This is a genomic window from Micromonospora sp. KLBMP9576 (genome assembly GCF_050941805.1).
Taxonomy (GTDB): domain Bacteria; phylum Actinomycetota; class Actinomycetes; order Mycobacteriales; family Micromonosporaceae; genus Micromonospora.
The window spans coordinates 3,902,680-3,918,929 of record NZ_CP194567.1; the positions used below are offsets into that span (position 1 = coordinate 3,902,680).

Consider the following 16,250-nt stretch of genomic DNA (forward strand, 5'->3'; position numbering starts at 1 on the left):
CGGTCGGCCGTGCTCAGCGGAGGAAGGCCGCGGCGACGCCCGCGTCCACCGGCACGTGCAGCCCCGTCGTGTGCGACAGCTCGCCGCCGGTCAGCACGAACACGGCGTTGGCCACGTGCTCCGGCAGCACCTCGCGCTTGAGCAGCGTGCGCTGGGCGTAGAACTCCCCTAGCTTCTCCTCCGGCACGCCGTAGACGGCGGCCCGCCGGGCACCCCAGCCGCCGGCGAAGATGCCGGAACCCCGGACCACCCCGTCCGGGTTGACGCCGTTGACCCGGATGCCGTGGCCGCCCAGTTCGGCGGCGAGCAGCCGGACCTGGTGCGCCTGGTCGGCCTTGGCCGCGCCGTACGCCACGTTGTTCGGGCCGGCGAAGAGGGAGTTCTTGCTGGAGATGTAGACGATGTCCCCACCCATCCCCTGCGCCAGCAGCACCCGCACGGCCTCCCGCGAGACGAGGAAGGAGCCCTTGGCCATCACGTCGTGCTGGACGTCCCAGTCCGCCTCGGTCGTCTCCAGCAGCGACTTCGACAGTGACAGCCCGGCGTTGTTCACGACCAGGTCCACACCGCCGAAGGCGAGCACCGCGGCGCGCAGGGCGGCGGCCACGGCGGCACCGTCGCTGACGTCGGCGGTGACGGCGACCGCCACGTCGGTGGTGCCGATCTGGGCGGCGACGGCGGCGGCGGCCTGCGCGTCGCGGTCGGCGACCACGACGCAGGCGCCCTCAGCGGCGAGCCGGTGGGCGATCGCCCGGCCGATGCCGGACCCACCGCCGGTGACGAAGGCGATCCGGGTGGCGAGGGGCTTCGGCTTCGGCCTGCGCTGGAGCTTCGCCTCCTCCAGGGCCCAGTATTCGATCCGGAACTTCTCGGCCTCGTCGATCGGGGCGTACCTCGACACCGATTCCGCGCCGCGCATGACATTGACGGCGTTGACGTAGAACTCACCGGCGACGCGGGCGGTCTGCTTGTCGGGCCCGAAGCTGAACATGCCCACGCCCGGCACCAGGACGACGGCCGGATCGGCGCCGCGCATCGGTGGGCTGTCCGGGCCGGCGTGTCGCTCGTAGTAGGCACGGTAGTCGTCCCGGTAGGAGGCGTGCAGCTCCCTGAGCCGGGTGGTCACGTCGTCGAGCGGGGCGCTGGGCGGCAGGTCGAGCACCATCGGGCGGACCTTGGTGCGCAGGAAGTGGTCCGGGCAGGAGGTGCCGAGGGCGGCGAGCGCGGGGTGCTTCTCCCGCGCGACGAAGTCGAGCACCACGTCGCTGTCGGTGAAGTGACCCACCTGCGGTCGGTCGGTGGACGCGAGGCCACGCAGCACCGGGAACAGCGCCGCCGCCCGGCTCCGCCGCTCGTCGGCCGGCAGCGGCTCGTAGCCGCTGACGACGGGGCCGAACGGCTCCGCCCTGCCCCGCTCGTCGAGGAACGCCTGCGCCGAGCGGATGATCTCCAGCGAGTGGCGTTCGCACTCGTCGGCGCTCGCGCCCCACGCGGTGACGCCGTGCCCGCCGAGGATCACGCCGATCGCCTGCGGGTTCGCCCGCGCCACGGCGGCGATGTCCAGGCCGAGCTGGAAGCCGGGCCGCCGCCAACCGACCCACAGCACCCGGTCGCCGAAGATCTCCTTGGTCAGCTCCGGTCCGTCGGCGGCGGCGGCGATCGCGATGCCGGCGTCGGGGTGCAGGTGGTCGACGTGGGCGGCGTCGACGAGCGCATGCATCGCGGTGTCGATGGACGGCGCGGCCCCGCCCCGACCGTGCAGGCAGTAGTCGAACGCGGCGACCATCTCGTCCTCGCGCTCGACGCCGGGATAGACGTCGACGAGGGCGCGGAGCCGGTCCAGCCGCAACGCGGCCAGACCCGAGGGGGTGAGGGTGCCGAGGTCGCCGCCGGAGCCCTTGACCCAGAGCAGCTCGACGGGGCCGCCGGTGACGGGGTCGGTGTCCGAACCCTTGGCGGAGGTGTTGCCCCCCGCGTAGTTCGTCGTCGTCGGGTCGGCACCGAGCCGGTTGCTGCGCGCGATCAGCGCCTGAACCTCGGGTTGCATCGTCTTCACGTCCTCAGTCTGGTTCTCGGTGGTGCTCAGGCGCCCCAGCCGGCCTGCTGGCCGTCGGCGCGTTCGGCCCGGATCTTGTCGAAGTACCCGGAGCGGGCGTACGCGGCCATCGGATCCGGGTCCAGGCCCAGGTCCGTACGGAGTTCGGCGAGCAACGGCCGGACGTCGGTGTTGTACGCGTCCATCAGCGCGGCGTTGGCGGCCAGCACGTCGCCGGCCCGCTGCGCGGCGGCGAGCGCGTCCGCGTCGACGAGCAGTGCCTTGGCCGTCGCCTCCTGCACGTTGAGCACGGAGCGGATGATGGCCGGGATCTTCGGCTCGATGTTGTGGCACTGGTCGAGCATGAACGCGATGCCGGCCTCCGGTGCCAACGCGTCACCGCGGACGATCTCGTGCATGATCCGGAACAGTTGGAACGGGTCGGCGGAGCCGACCATCAGGTCGTCGTCGGCGTAGAAGCGTGAGTTGAAGTCGAAGGCGCCGAGCTTGCCGGCGCGCAGCAGGATCGCCACGATGAACTCGATGTTCGTGCCCGGCGCGTGGTGTCCCGTGTCGATGACCACCTGCGCCTTGCGGCCCAGCTCCAGGCAGTGCGCGTACGCGGTGCCCCAGTCCGGCACGTCCGTGGCGTAGAAGGCCGGCTCGAACAGCTTGTACTCCAGCAGCATCCGCTGGTGCTCACCGAGCCGGTCGTAGACCTCCCGCAGGGCCACCGCGAGCCGGTCCTGCCGGGCGCGGATGTCGTCCTGGCCGGGGTAGTTCGTGCCGTCGGAGAACCAGAGCTTCAGATCACGCGAGCCGGTGCGGTCCATGATGTCCACACACTCGAGCAGGTGGTCCACCGCCTTGCGGCGCACGCTCGGATCCGGGTTGGTGACGCTGCCCAGCTTGTAGTCGTCGTCCTGGAAGACGTTGGCGTTGATCACACCCAGGCCGACTCCCTGGTCCCGGGCATAGGCGGCCAGGTCGGCGTAGTCGGCGACGCGGTCCCACGGGATGTGCAGGGCCACCGTCGGCGCGATGCCGGTGAGCTGGTGCACGACCGCCGCGTCGGCGATCTTCTCGTACGGATTGCGTGGCACACCCTCCTGCGGGAACACCTTGAACCGGGTTCCGGAGTTGGCGTACGCCCAGGACGGGGTCTCGATGCGCTGGCCGCGCAGGGCTCGCGTGACCCGCTCGAGGGTCTGCGCGTCGGGCTGCGTCATGGTGTTTCTCCCGTCGGCTCCCCCGGCCGGTGCGGCGCGACGCGCGCCGGCACCGACCGGGAGGGCGGTCAGAACTGGAACTGGTCGATGTTGTTCTTGTCGAAGACGGTGGGCGGGCCGAGGACGACCACCCCGTCCTTGCCGACGGTGTACTCGCCGAGCTTGCCGGCCTTGAACTTGTCGCCCTCGGCGCCGGTGATCTGGCCGGAGGCCAGTGCCGCTCCGGCGTACGCCGCGAGGTAGCCGAGGTCGGCCGGGCTCCACAGGGCGAACGCGTCGACGGTGCCGTCCTTGACGTACTGCCGCATCTGGTTCGGGGTGCCCAGCCCGGTCAGCTTGACCTTGCCCTTGTACTGGGAGCCGCTGAGGTAGCGCCCGGCCGCCGCGACGCCGACAGTGGTGGGCGAGACGATGCCCTTGAGGTTGGGGTACGACTGGAGCAGACCCTGGGTCTCCTGGAACGACTTCTGGTCGTCGTCGTTGCCGTACGCCACGGTGACCAGCTTGATCTTGCTGTACTCGGGCTTCTTGAGCTGCTCCTTCATCAGCGCGATCCAGGCGTTCTGGTTGGTCGCGTTGGCGGTCGCGGAGAGGATGGCGATCTCGCCCTCTCCGCCGATCTGCTGCGAGATGAGCTTGACCTGGTTCTCCGCGATGCCCTCGGCGGTCACCTGGTTGACGAAGATCTGGCGGCACTCCGGCTTGGTGTCGGAGTCGAAGGTGACGATCTTCGCGCCGGCCGCCTTCGCCTGGTTCAGGGCACCGCAGATCGCGTTCGGGTCGTTGGCCGAGGTGACGATCACGTCCATGCCCTGCTGCGACAGGGTGTTGATGTAGCTGACCTGGGACGAGGCGCTGGCCTCGGAGGGGCCGACCTCCTTGAACTCGCCCTTGATCTCGGTGACCGCCTCCTTGCCGCCGTTGTCGGAGACGGTGAAGTAGGGGTTGTTCAGCGCCTTGGGCAGGAAGGCGATCTTGAGCCCTTCCTTCAGGGCGGCATCGGGGTTGGCGGCGCCGCTCGCCTGGTCACCGGCGCCGGCGTCGTCGCCGGCGTCGTCCCGGGTGGTGCCGCCGCAGGCGGCGCTGAGCAGCAGTGCGGCGACGGCGAGGCTGGTGGCCCCGACACGGAGGCCTCTGCGGTACGCGGACATCGTCATCCTTCCGGGGGTGGTTGAGACGCGGGGGACGTCACTGAGCGACGCCGGTACCGCTGTCGTCGGCGGTGCAGCCGGGCGCGGAGGTCCGCGACGGCGTTGGGCAGCACGACGGACGCGATGAGCAGGGTGCCGGTCACGATCGTCAGCGCGTTGGCGTCGACGTCGGCGAGTTGCAGCGAGTTGCGCAGCACACCGAGGAGCAGGACGCCGGCCAGCACACCGAGCAGCGCACCCCGACCGCCGAAGATCGAGACGCCGCCGAGCAGCACGGCGGTCACCACTGTCAGTTCCAGCCCGGTGGCGTTGTCGCCGCGGGCGCTGGCGTACCGCAGGGTCCAGAAGATGCCGACCAGCCCGCACACCGCACCGGAGGCCACGAAGAGCCAGAACTTCGTCCGGGCCACCGAGACGCCGGTGAAGGTCGCGGCCTGGTCGTTGTTGCCCATGGCGTAGAGCGCCCGACCGGCCCCGGTGGCGTGCAGCACGACCCCGAAGATCACCGCGAGCAGCAGCAGCGGGACCACCATGACCGGGATCGGGGTGCCGGGGATGTTCCGCACCACGGCGGCGGTCCAGTCGGCCGGGAAGTCCGCCACCGCCTGGTCGCCGAGCACCACGAAGGACAGCCCCCGGTAGAGGGCGAGCGTGCCGATGGTCACCGCCAGCGACGGCAGGCCGAAGCCGGTGACGAAGAGCCCGTTCACCGCGCCGAGCACGGCGCCGAGCACCACCACGAGGACGCAGATCAGCTCCAGGGAGAGCCCACTGGAGAGCCAGAGCTGCCCCATCAGGGTGCTGCACAGGCCGACCATGCTGGCCACCGAGAGGTCGATCTCGCCGGTGATCACGATGAGGGTCATCGGCAGCGCGATGAGCGCCATCGGCACCAGATCGAGCAGCAGGAACTGGGCGTTGCGGCCGGTGGCGAAGTTCTCCACGGCCAGGCTGGCGACCAGCACGACCGCCACGAGGGCGGCGACGATCACCGCGTCCCAGGAACCGAGCAGCCCGCGCAGGTTGGCGAGGCGGCCCGGGCCGGTCTCGGCCTCGGCGACGGGTGGCGCCGCGTACAGGCTGTCATGCGCCATGTGCGCTTCTCCCTCGGAGCCGGGCCGCCGCGCGCAGGGCCAGGAGCCGGTCCAGCCCGATGGCGGCGAGGATGAGTGCGCCGACCGCGGCCTGCTGCCAGAACGGGTCGATGCGCAGGACGGCGAGCGAGCTGCCGATCGTGGTCAGCAGCACGGCGCCGAGCGCCGCGCCCCAGGCGCTGCCGCTGCCCCCGAAGATCGCCACGCCGCCGACCACGGCCGCGGCAACGACCTGGAGTTCCAGCCCGGTGCCGGCGGCGGCGTCGAGGGTGCCGAACCGGGCCGCGTACAGCACGCCGGCGAGGCCGGCGAGGGCGCCGTTGGCGACGAACACGGCGAAGACCCGCCGCCCGACCGGGATGCCGGAGAGCCGGGCGGCGGCCGGTTCGGAGCCGATCGCGTACAGCTCCCGGCCGCTGCGGTACGAGCGCAGGTAGAAACCGACGGCGGCGACGACGACGAGCGCGACGAGGAACAGCACGGGCACACCGAGCACCGTCTGGTTGCCCAGTCGCAGGAACGACGGGGGCATGTCGGCGGCGTTGATCTGCCGGCCGGACGCCCAGTAGTAGTCGACGCCTCGGAAGGCGTACAGGGTGCCCAGGGTGATGACCAGGGCGGGCACCCGGGCCACCGCGATCAGGCCGCCGTTGACGGCCCCGCACAGGGCGCCCAGCGCGACACCCAGCACGAGCGCCACGGGCCACGGGGTGCCGGGTGCGGAGAGGAACAGCGAGCCGGTGGCGAAGGCGACCAGGCCCAGGATCGAGCCGACGGAGAGGTCGACGTTGCGGGTGACGATGACCAGGGTCTGGCCGACCGCCAGGATCACCAGGATCGCGCAGCCCAGCAGCAGGTCCTTGACGCTCTGGCCGCTGAGGAACCGGTCGTTGCGCACGGTGGTCACGGCGACCAGCAGGCCGAGCGCGATCAGCAGGCTCAGCTCGCGTACGGCGAGCAGCCGCTCGAGGAGGCCACGGCGGCGCCCGCCGGGTTCGGTCGGTGCCGTCGCGGGCGCCCGCCCGGGCGCGTCGGCGTCGGTGCGGCTCATGCGATCGCTTCCTGGCCGGTGGCGGCGAACATGATGGCGGTCTCGTCCGCCTCGGCCCGGGACAGCTCGCGGACCAGCCGCCCCTCGTGCATGACCAGGACCCGGTCGGCCATGCCGAGCACCTCGGGGAGTTCGCTGCTGATCATGAGGATGGCCAGGCCCTCACCGGCCAGCTCAGAGAGCAACCGGTGCACCTCGGACTTGGTGCCGACGTCGATGCCGCGCGTCGGCTCGTCGATGATCAGGACCCGTGGTTCGGTGGCGAGCCACTTGGCGAGTACGACCTTCTGCTGGTTGCCGCCGGAGAGGGTCGCCACGGGCGCGCCCAGCCGGGAGGCCTTCACCTGTAGTCGCCGCGTCCAGCGGCGGGCCTCGGCGCGCTCCGCCCCGCCCAGCAGCAGACCCAGCCGGCTCAGTGCCCGGCGGCGGGCCAGGGTGGCGTTGCGCTCCACTGACAGCTCCATGACCAGCCCCTGCTGCCGCCGGTCCTCGGGGACCAGCGCCATGCCGGCGGCGATCGCGCGGCCCGGGTTGCCCCCCGGGACGGCCCGGCCGGCCACCAGCACCTCGCCCGCGTCGTAGCGGTCGACGCCGAAGACGGCGCGGGCGACCTCGCTGCGACCGGCGCCGACCAGCCCGGCGAGCGAGACGATCTCCCCGCCCCGCACCGAGAACGACACGTCGGCGAAGACGCCGGCCCGGGTCAGCCCACGGACCTCGAGCAGGGTCTCCCGCAGCTCGGCGGGCCGCTTGGGGTAGAGCGCGGAGACGTCGCGGCCCACCATGCGCCGCACCACCTCGTCGACCGTGAGGTCGTCGGCCCGGTCGCTGGAGACCCAGGCGCCGTCGCGCAGCACGGTGACCCGGTGGCACAGGTCGAAGACCTCGTTGAACCGGTGCGAGATGAACAGCACGGCCGCACCCCGCTCGCAGAGTGAGCGGGCGACCGCGAAGAGCCGCTCGACCTCCACACCGGAGAGCGCGGCGGTCGGCTCGTCCATGACCAGGACGCGCGCGTCGAAGGAGATCGCCTTGGCGATCTCGACGAGCTGCTGGTCGGCGATCGAGAGCCCACGGGCGGGGCGGGTCGGGTCGATGCGGACCCCCAGCCGCTGGAACAGCCCTTCGGCGTCGCGGTTCATGGTGGCGGTGTCGATGCGTCGCAGGCCGCGCAGCGGTTGCCGGCCCATGAAGATGTTCTCCGCCACGGACAGGTCCGGAAAGAGCGTCGGCTCCTGGTAGATGACCGCGATGCCGGCGGCCCGGGCGTCGGCGGGGCCGCGCAGCCGCAGCGGTCGCCCGTCCAGGGTCAGCTCACCGGAGTCCGGTGCGTGGGCCCCGGCCAGGATCTTCACCAGGGTGGACTTGCCCGCCCCGTTCTCGCCGACCAGGGCGTGCGCCTCGCCGGTGTGCAGGGCCAGGCGCACCCCGCGCAGCGCGGCGACGGCCCCGAAGGACTTCGTCACGCCGTCGAGGGCCAGCAGCGGAGCGCCGTGCGTGCCCGGTGCGTCGGCGGCCATCCGACCCCCTCCTGAATCGTTTCATGAGTCGTGCATGGACGGTAGGGGCAGGCCTTCGTGAGCGTCAAGGGTTCCGCCGCGATTTCTCACCTGTTACCGATGCGATCCCGCGTCCCGCGCGGGCCCCGGCCGCCGCGCACCACCGACCGTGACCAGTTGACGTGCCACCGGTCCGGCAGGGCCTCGCGGCCCGGCTATTCGTCAACCGATCTTGCAACCAGACCACCGCGGCCAGTGGCGGGGCCGCACCGGGGCCGGGACCGGCGCGAAGCCAGGGCCGGTGGCCGAGGCGCGCACTGATCGGCTGGATGAAACGTTTTAGCAGCTATACACTGCCGGGGGCGCCCGGTCGAGCGTCCCGCGCCCCGCGTATCGGGCTCGACGGGAGCACCGCGCCGGGCGCGGGGAAGCGACCGTCGCACGAAACGTCGAGGGGGCCATGGCAGCGGCGAACATCAAGGAGGTCGCCCGGCACGCGGGCGTCTCCCTCGGCACGGTGAGCAACGTGCTCAACCGGCCCGACATGGTCGCCCCCGCCACCCGCCAGCGGGTGCTCGACGCCATCACCACGCTCGGCTACGTCCGCAACGACTCCGCGCGGCAACTGCGCGCCGGGCACAGCCGTACGGTCGCCATCGTCGTCCTGGACGTGGCCAACCCGTTCTTCACCGACGTCGTGCGCGGCGCGGAACAGGTGATCGAGGACGCCGGCGCCATGCTCGTGGTCTGCAACAGCGGCGGGAACGGCGCGCGCGAGCGCCGCCACCTGGAGCTGCTGGAGGAGCAGCGGGTCCGCGGCGTGCTCGTCACCCCGGTCGACCACGGCCCCCAGCCCGACCTGGACAGGCTCATCGACCGCGGCATTCCCGTGGTGCTGGTGGACCGGGGCACGGGCCGGGTCAACCGCTGCTCGGTGGCGGTCGACGACGTCCTCGGCGGCCGGCTCGCCATGGACCACCTGCTGGACCAGGGTCACCACCGCATCGCCTACCTCGGTGGCCCGCTCTCCATCCCCCAGGTCGCCGATCGGCACGCCGGTGCCGCCGCGGCGCTGGAGGAACGGGGCGGCGGTGACCTCCGGGTGGCGGTGACCACCGGCCTGACCGTCGCCGCCGGCCGGCGCGCCGCCGGGGAACTGCTGGCGCTGCCCGCCCGGCAGCGCCCCACCGCCGTCTTCTGCGCCAACGACCTGATCGCCCTCGGCGTCCTGCAGGAGTTGACGGCGCGCGGGCTGCGCGTACCGGCGGACGTGGCGATCGTCGGCTACGACGACATCGAGTTCGCCGGCGCGGCCGCGGTGCCGCTGTCGTCCGTGCGCCAGCCCCGCGACCAGCTCGGCCGCACCGCGGCGAAGCTGCTGCTGGAGGAGGCCGACGCCGGCGACACGCACGAGCACCGGCACGTGGTGTTCCAGCCGGAACTGGTCGTCCGCCGCTCCAGCGACCAGACCCGGCGCTGACCGACCGGCCTCCCGGCGACGAGGGGCCGGACGGTCGCCCGCCCGGCCCCTCGTCGGTACGCGAACGGATCAGGCCGCCGGGACGGCCGTGGACCAGACGTCCGCGATCGACGGGTCGTAGCCGTCACCGGTGTCGCGGAACCGTACCCGCACCACCCCGTCACGGGTGGCGTCCGGCAGGTCGACGACGAACTGGTGGCTGACCGCGCCGGCCCCCTCCGCCGTACGTCGCCACGAGCGGGTGTGTGCCACCACCCCGTCCACGACCACCTCGTAGTCCTTCAGCTGCGGCCGGTCGTACGTCTCACGAGCGCGCAGCACGAAGGGTTCGCCGGGCCGCACCGCGAGATCGAACTCGAACCAACCGCCGGGACGGGTCACGTCGGTGTACCGGCGGGTGAGGCCCGCCTCGACGCTGGTCGCCGAATAGGGCGAGGCGGCGAGCCGGTGCGCCTGCTCCGACGCCGGATCACCGAGGTCGACGTGGTCGTACGCGCCCGCCGGCGGGTTGTCGAACCGCACCGGGACCGCGACCGTGCGCCGCTCGGCCGGCGTGTCGCCGGTCGCGACCGTGACCTCCACCGGCGCCTGCGTCACCGACACCGGAGCGGTGAGGACTGTCGACACGGTGACCTGCGCGCCCGGCGCCAGGTCGTACCCGCTGGTCGGCGGCGTCACCCGCCAGCCGTCCGGCGCGGTGACGGTGAGCTGCCCCGCCATCCGCACGGTGGCCCGGTTGCGCAGCACCGTGCCGATGGTCGTCGCGGCGCCGGGCGCGACGTCGGCCGGTACCGGCGCCGCCGACACGACCTGCACGGCCGGTGCCACGACGAGCGTCCCCGCGACCGGCAACGTGGCGACGCCGCCCCGGTGGCGGTAGCTGACCGAGCCGTCGACGGACCCGGTCGCCGGCGCCTGACCGGCGGGGATCCGCAGGTCGTAGCGGTGGCTGACGGTGCCGCCCGGTGCGACCGTGGTGGCCCGCCCGCCGACCGGTGTCACCGACCAGCCGGCGGGTGCCCGCAGGTCGGAGGTCACGCCGGTGAGCGGGTACGAGCCACCGTTGGCCACCCGGACCGTAGCGCGTACGACGTCGCCGGGCAGCCGCTCCCCCACCGGCAGGTCGAGGGTGACCACCGCGCCGACCAGGGCCGACGACGCCGTGGAGAGCCGCTTGTCGATCCGGGTGAGCAGCGCCGTGAACTTCTCGGCGTGGGCCTGTTCGAGGCGCCCCGCCGCCACCTGGGTCCGCAGCCACCGTGCGGTGTCGGCCGCGATCGCCAGAGCCCGGTGCGCGTCGCCGGCAGCGGAGCGGGAGTTGCCCGCCAGGTACGCCGTCCGTGCCCCGCTCGTCTGCGCGCCGAGCAGGGCGAGCCGCGCCCGCAGGTACTCGGTCACCGGCCGACCCACCGCACCGGCGAGTTCGCCGGTGAGCGCCACCAGCTCGCGTACGGCCTGGTCGGCGTCGCCCAGGTCGCCGAGCACCCGGTCGACGGCGAAGGAGTAGGAACCGGAGCCGATCTCGTAGACGGCGACGGCGCCGTCCATCCGGACGAACCGCACCCCGTCGGCCTGCTCGGCCGGCCGGCCGCCCTCGGTGACCGCGTGGCGGCCGGGCGCCGGCAGGCGCACCGTCGCCGTGGTGTTCGCCGGCAGGGTGAGCCGCAGCCGCATGTCCCCGCGCACGTCGAGGTCCCAGTCGCTGCCGATCGTCCCGTAGGCCGAGCGGTACGACGCCTTGGCCGAGGTCAGGTCGCCGCCCGGCTGGGGGGCGAAGGTGAGGTGCGCGTAGCCGGGGTTGCCTGCGTCGGGTTGGATGCCGGCCACCGTCCGGTACATCCAGTCACCCACCGCGCCGTAGGCGTAGTGGTTGAAGGAGTTCATCCCCACGTCACCGAAGCTGCCGTCGGGCTTGATCGAGTCCCAGCGTTCCCAGATCGTCGTCGCGCCCTTGGCGATCTCGTAGCCCCACGACGGGTAGGTGTCGTTGAGCAGCAGCCGGTAGGCCACGTCCAGGTGCCCGGTGGCGCTCAGCGCGGGCAGCAGGTCGGGGGTGCCGAGGAAGCCGGTGGAGAGGTGCCAGTCGCGCCGTCGCACGGTGTCGACGAGTTGGTCGGCGGCCTTGCCCCGCAGGGTGTCCGGCAGCAGACCCATGCCGATGGCCAGCACGTACCCGGTCTGGCTGTCGCCCTGCACCGTGCCGTCGGCCGAGACGTACGCCCGGACGAACGCCTGCGCGATGTCCTTCGACAGCGCGGCGTAGCGGGCCGCGTCGGCGTCCCTGCCGATGGCGGCGGCCATCTCGCCCAGCAACCGGATGCTGTACGCGTAGTACGCGGTGCCGACGACGCCGGCGGGCGTCGGGTCGTCGAGGTTAAGCCAGTCCAGGTACGGGCCGGCGTTGGTGCGCAGGTGGCCCGAGCTGACGCTCTCCAACCAGGACGCGTAGCGCACCATCGACGGGTAGTGCTCCTCGACCACGCGGGTGTCGCCGTAGCGCTGCCAGAGCGCGTGCGGCACGGTGATGCCGGCGTCGGCCCAGCCGGTCGCGCCGTCCCCGCAGCAGGCGCGGGGTGCGACGTCGGGATAGGCGCCGTTGGCGGCCTGGGCGTCGCGCAGGTCCTGCAGCCACTTGGTGAGGAACGTCAGGCTCTCCATGTTGAACGTCGCGGTGTTGGCGAAGACGTTGATGTCGCCGGTCCAGCCGAGCCGTTCGTCCCGCGCCGGGGTGTCGGTCGGGATGGAGAGGAAGTTGCCGCGCTGCCCCCAGGTGATGTTGCTGTGCAGCTTGTTCACCATCGCGTTGGAGGTCTCGAACTCGCTGGTCAGCTCGCCGTCGGTGTGCATGACCAGGCCGGTGACGGTGGAGAGGTCGGGCGTGCCCGGGTATCCGGTCAGCTCGACGTAACGGAAGCCGTGGAAGGTGAAGCTCGGCTCGTAGACCTCGCCGCCGCCGCGCAGCGTGTAGTGGTCGGTGGCCCGCGCCGAGCGCAGGTTGGCGGTGTAGGCGGTGCCGTCCGGGTTGAGCACCTCGGCGTGCCGGAGGCGGACCGTGCTGCCGGCCGGCCCGTCGACGGTCAGCCGTGCCTTGCCCACCATGTTCTGGCCGAGGTCGAAGATCCAGGTCCCGGGGGTGGGCTGGGTCAGCGCCTTCGCCGGCAGCTCCTGGGTGACCCGCACCGGCGGGTCGACCTGGGCGACGATCCGGTCGGTGGCGCCGACGTCGTCGACGGTGGCGGGTGACCAGCCGGAGTCGTCGAAGCCGGGCTGGTCCCAGCCGGCCGGCAGCCGCCGCGCGTCGTAGGTCTCGCCGTGGATGAGGTCGCTCTGCAGGAACGGGCCGGGCGTGACGCGCCACGAGCCGTCGGTGTCGACCGTCGCGCTGCGCCCGTCGGTGTAGTCGATGCGGAGCTGGGCGCTCAGGTGCGGGCGGGAGCCGTAGATGCCGCTGCCGAACCAGCCGATGCTGCCGGCGTACCAGCCGTCGCCGAGCTGCGCGCCGATGGCGTTGTCGCCCGCGCGGAGCTGACGGGTCACGTCGTACGTCTGGTACTGCACCCGCTTGGCGTAGTCGGTCCAGCCGGGTGCCAGCTCGTGGTCGCCGACCCGCTGACCATTGAGCGACAGCTCGTAGACACCGAGCGCGGTGGCGTAGATCCGCGCCCGGGCGACCGTGCCGTCGACCCGGAAGCCCCGGCGCAGCAGCGGGTTCGCGTTGAGCGCGGTGAGCATCGCCTCGGTGTCGCCACCGATCCGCAGGCCGGCGGCGGTGGCCGTGCCCGCCCCGAACGGGTTCGTGCCGTCGGTCAGCGGGGCCGCGAAGAGGGTGTCGCCGCCGCTGGTCACGGAGAAGTCGGAGAAGACGCCGGTCTCCGCCCCGTTGGTGCGCAGGCCGACCGAGCCGGCCCGGTGCGCGGTGCTGCGGGTGACGTCGACCTGGATGCCGTCGACCCAGGTGGTGATGGCGTCACCGGCCGCGCTGATGCGCAGGGTGTGCGGCGCGGTCAGCTTGTCGGCCGGTACGACCGCGCCGAGCGGCACCTCCTTGAGCAGGGTCCAGGCGCCGCCGACGCGCACGTGCGGGCGCAGCGTGGCGCGGCCGCCGGCGATGGAGAACTGCCACATGTACGAGTTGCCCGGCCCGCGGGCGCGCAGGAAGATCCCGGCGGCGTCGCGTTCCAGCCGTACCGTCGTCTGCACCGTGTAGTCGGTCCAGGACTCGGTTGGTGAGGGCATGCCGATCCAGTCGGCCTCCCAGCCGGCGCCGCCGCCCACGCCGGTCTCCCAGGACGCCGGGGCACTCCACCCGGAGTCACGCCCGGCGGTGTCCCACACCCGCACCTGCCAGGCGTAGCGGGTGCGCGGTCTCACCTGCGGGCCGGCGTACGCGACGAGGGTGTTCTCCCGGGACCGGACCCGGCCGCTGTCCCAGACGTCGGCGTCGCCCAGCCGGTCCGCGCTGGTGGCGACGCGCACCTGGTACGACTCCTGGACCACGCCCCGGGCGGTGGACTCGATCCGCCAGCCGAGGCGGGGTCGTGCCACGTCCAGCCCGATCGGCTCGGCGGCCCGCTCGGTGCTCAGCCCGGTCACCACCAGCGCGGGGGCGGCCGGCGCGGCGGCGGCCGGGCCCGGCGCCACCGTCGGCGTCAGGCCGAGCAGCAGCACGAGAAGCGCGGAGGGTGCGGCGCGACGCCGCGTCATGCGCATCATTCCTGGTCCTCATCCTCTTGGGGGTCCCCGCCGGGTGGAGCAGGCGTCCTCGAATATGAATCGTTTCAGGAAGGCTACGCGCTCGCCACGGTCCTGTGAAGACGCTTACTTCGATCGATTCCTCCGGCCGCCAGCCGCAGGCCCCCGACCTGACGGCCCGGCCCTTCCTCGACCCGGAGACGTGGGGTGCGGACGGCGCTAGTCGACGCCCGCCAAGGACATATATCGACACAAGATGATTGGCGCGCTCCGGCGTTTTCCATTCGCCTGAGCGCGCCAATCCGGCAGTTCCCCGCCCGGTCAGTCCCGGGTCAGCAGGTACGCCCGCCCCGGATCGAACGTGACGTCGACGGCGGCGCCCTCGGCCACCGCGTCGCGCGGGTCGATGCCCTGCTCCGTCACGGTGATGGTGCCGCCGGTCGTCTCCACCTCGTAGTCGATGCTCGGCCCGTGGAACGTCGAGCGCAGCACCACGCCGAGCCCGGTACCGCCGTCGGTCACCGCGCTCAGCCGCATCGTCTCGGGTCGCACCATGAGATACGCGCCGGTGCTGCCCGACGCGACCTTCGGGTGCGCCTCGACGGTGAGCTGCCGCCCGAGCACCGACACCGTCGCCGTCGTGCCCTCGATGCGTTCGGGCACCGTCTCGATGAAGTTGGCCTGCCCTGAAGTCCGCCACGAAGACGCGACCACCTCCACCTGGTGGCGGCGCAGCCGCTTCTGGATGCCCTTGGCGGCGGAGCCGGAGAAGAACCCGGTGCCGGTGACGGTGTCGAAGGCGGCCGCCCGGCCGCCCGGCCGTGGCCGGCAGCGTATCCAGCCATCCGGCCACGCCGGTGGCCGCCGGCTTGCCGCCCTTCGTCGCGGCCTGCTTGCGGGAAGCCGGTCCGGGCAGCCCCATCTGCACGCGAGTCGAAGGCCGGATCCGACCTGGTCGCCCCTGCTGTGCTTCGGGTCGTGTCCGGCGTAGTCGTCGTCCTCCGGGTCGACCCTGGCCCGCGTCGGGCGTCCTGGACCCCCTGGCGCAGCTCGTCGTCGGTCATGACGAGGTAGACGAGGGGGCAGTCCTGCGGGCCGGTGACGTCGATCTGGCACAGCGTGCACGGCTCACCCGGGCGCAGCGGACACCGCGCGTCCGGCCGGCGTCCGCTGCGGCCCCGCATCAGGAGGTCCAGCCCCCGTCGGAGGCGACGATCGCCCCGTTGACGTTGACCGCCTCGTCGGAGCCCAGCCAGCAGACGAGCGTGGAGATCGCGGCAGGCGTGGCCGTCCGGGTGACCCGGCCGAACGAGCGCTCCAGCCGCTGGTACGCCCACGGCACCATCGGCGCGGCGCTGCGGCCGATGTTGGTCTGGACGCCGCCCGGGCAGACCGCGTTGGCCCGGATGCCGTCCTCGGCGTACAGGTTCGCGATCGAGCGGGTCAGGCCGACGAGCCCGTGCTTAGAGGAGACGTACGCGCTGCCGGCGACCGCCCCGGTGAGGCCACCGATGGAGGCGACGTTGACGATCGCGCCCCGGCCCCGCGCCGTCATCAGCGGCAGCACCGCCCGGCAGAGCCGCATCGGACCGGTGAGGTTCACCGCCAGGACCCGGTCCCAGGTGGCGTCGTCCAGCTCCGTGACGGGCAGGAAGTGGTCCATCACCCCCGCCACGTTGGCCAGCAGGTCGAGGCGCTGCTCGGGCAGCGCGGCGACGATCCGGTCGATGTCGGCCTGCGCCGTGATGTCGGCGACGACCATCGTCGCGGTGTGGCCGTCCTCCTCCACCAGCTTGGCGGTCGTGGCGAGACCCTCGGCGTCGACGTCACAGCCGATGACTGTGGCACTCTCCACCGCGAGCTGGCGGGCGACCGCCTGGCCGATCCCCGATCCCGCTCCGGTCACGATCGCGACCCGTCCGGCGAAGCGCTGCTCGCTCATGATCGTTCTCCATCCCCGGCCCCCGCGGCGGACTTGTCTGCCCATGTCCCTACGGGAGCCTCCGCTTCCCATCCTGC

General features: G+C 72.7%; 10 protein-coding genes and 1 pseudogene. 1 reads left to right on the forward strand and 10 read right to left on the reverse strand.

The window, feature by feature from the left end; all coding sequences use genetic code 11:
- Positions 1–13: 13 nt before the first annotated feature.
- From ACQ452_RS17200 to ACQ452_RS17225, 6 genes are all read right to left on the reverse strand, one after another.
- The gene (locus ACQ452_RS17200) at positions 14–2,047 is read right to left on the reverse strand and encodes a bifunctional aldolase/short-chain dehydrogenase (RefSeq protein ID WP_433394195.1); all 2,034 of its coding nucleotides are present in this window, start codon (positions 2,045–2,047) and stop codon (positions 14–16) included.
- 35 nt (positions 2,048–2,082) lie between these two features.
- Entirely contained in the window at positions 2,083–3,264 is a 1,182-nt protein-coding gene (gene rhaI / locus ACQ452_RS17205; RefSeq protein WP_433385670.1) for an L-rhamnose isomerase, read from the reverse strand.
- Between the two features lie 68 nt (positions 3,265–3,332).
- Positions 3,333–4,415, reverse strand: a complete 1,083-nt coding sequence (gene rhaS / locus ACQ452_RS17210) for a rhamnose ABC transporter substrate-binding protein (RefSeq protein WP_433385673.1) — start codon at positions 4,413–4,415, stop codon at positions 3,333–3,335.
- Between the two features lie 2 nt (positions 4,416–4,417).
- Positions 4,418–5,509, reverse strand: a complete 1,092-nt coding sequence (locus ACQ452_RS17215) for an ABC transporter permease (protein WP_433385676.1) — start codon at positions 5,507–5,509, stop codon at positions 4,418–4,420.
- Positions 5,499–6,560 (reverse strand): ABC transporter permease, encoded by a 1,062-nt coding sequence (locus ACQ452_RS17220; protein WP_433385679.1) that lies wholly within the window; start codon positions 6,558–6,560, stop codon positions 5,499–5,501. The genes ACQ452_RS17215 and ACQ452_RS17220 overlap by 11 nt, the downstream gene beginning before the upstream one ends.
- The gene (locus tag ACQ452_RS17225) at positions 6,557–8,080 is read right to left on the reverse strand and encodes a sugar ABC transporter ATP-binding protein (protein ID WP_433385682.1); all 1,524 of its coding nucleotides are present in this window, start codon (positions 8,078–8,080) and stop codon (positions 6,557–6,559) included. Before ACQ452_RS17225 ends, ACQ452_RS17220 begins: the two co-directional genes overlap by 4 nt.
- Before the next feature lie 439 nt (positions 8,081–8,519).
- Between ACQ452_RS17225 and ACQ452_RS17230 the strand changes: the two genes are divergently transcribed.
- Positions 8,520–9,539, forward strand: coding sequence for a LacI family DNA-binding transcriptional regulator (locus ACQ452_RS17230; protein WP_433385685.1), 1,020 nt, complete (start codon positions 8,520–8,522; stop codon positions 9,537–9,539).
- Between the two features lie 69 nt (positions 9,540–9,608).
- Here ACQ452_RS17230 and ACQ452_RS17235 read toward each other — a convergent pair whose 3' ends face one another.
- From ACQ452_RS17235 to ACQ452_RS17250, 4 genes and pseudogenes are all read right to left on the reverse strand, one after another.
- Complete coding sequence (locus ACQ452_RS17235; RefSeq protein ID WP_433385688.1) at positions 9,609–14,243, reverse strand: family 78 glycoside hydrolase catalytic domain; 4,635 nt, start codon at positions 14,241–14,243, stop codon at positions 9,609–9,611.
- Positions 14,244–14,552: 309 nt separating this feature from the next.
- Complete coding sequence (locus tag ACQ452_RS17240; protein WP_433385691.1) at positions 14,553–14,945, reverse strand: TOBE domain-containing protein; 393 nt, start codon at positions 14,943–14,945, stop codon at positions 14,553–14,555.
- Between the two features lie 356 nt (positions 14,946–15,301).
- Positions 15,302–15,415, reverse strand: a pseudogene (locus tag ACQ452_RS17245) (DUF6767 domain-containing protein); the annotation flags it as partial.
- A complete protein-coding gene (locus ACQ452_RS17250; RefSeq protein WP_433385694.1) occupies positions 15,415–16,173 on the reverse strand; it encodes an SDR family NAD(P)-dependent oxidoreductase in 759 nt (252 codons plus the stop codon). The gene ACQ452_RS17250 and the pseudogene ACQ452_RS17245, both read right to left, overlap by 1 nt.
- Positions 16,174–16,250: the final 77 nt, after the last annotated feature.

Coding starts and splice junctions, on each gene's coding strand:
- rhaS (WP_433385673.1), bottom strand. CDS start 4,415: ATGTCCGCGTACCGCAGAGGCCTCCGTGTCGGGGCCACCAGCCTCGCC.
- ACQ452_RS17250 (WP_433385694.1), bottom strand. CDS start 16,173: ATGAGCGAGCAGCGCTTCGCCGGACGGGTCGCGATCGTGACCGGAGCG.
- ACQ452_RS17235 (WP_433385688.1), bottom strand. CDS start 14,243: ATGACGCGGCGTCGCGCCGCACCCTCCGCGCTTCTCGTGCTGCTGCTC.
- ACQ452_RS17200 (WP_433394195.1), bottom strand. CDS start 2,047: ATGCAACCCGAGGTTCAGGCGCTGATCGCGCGCAGCAACCGGCTCGGT.
- ACQ452_RS17220 (WP_433385679.1), bottom strand. CDS start 6,560: ATGAGCCGCACCGACGCCGACGCGCCCGGGCGGGCGCCCGCGACGGCA.
- ACQ452_RS17225 (WP_433385682.1), bottom strand. CDS start 8,080: ATGGCCGCCGACGCACCGGGCACGCACGGCGCTCCGCTGCTGGCCCTC.
- ACQ452_RS17230 (WP_433385685.1), top strand. CDS start 8,520: ATGGCAGCGGCGAACATCAAGGAGGTCGCCCGGCACGCGGGCGTCTCC.
- rhaI (WP_433385670.1), bottom strand. CDS start 3,264: ATGACGCAGCCCGACGCGCAGACCCTCGAGCGGGTCACGCGAGCCCTG.
- ACQ452_RS17215 (WP_433385676.1), bottom strand. CDS start 5,509: ATGGCGCATGACAGCCTGTACGCGGCGCCACCCGTCGCCGAGGCCGAG.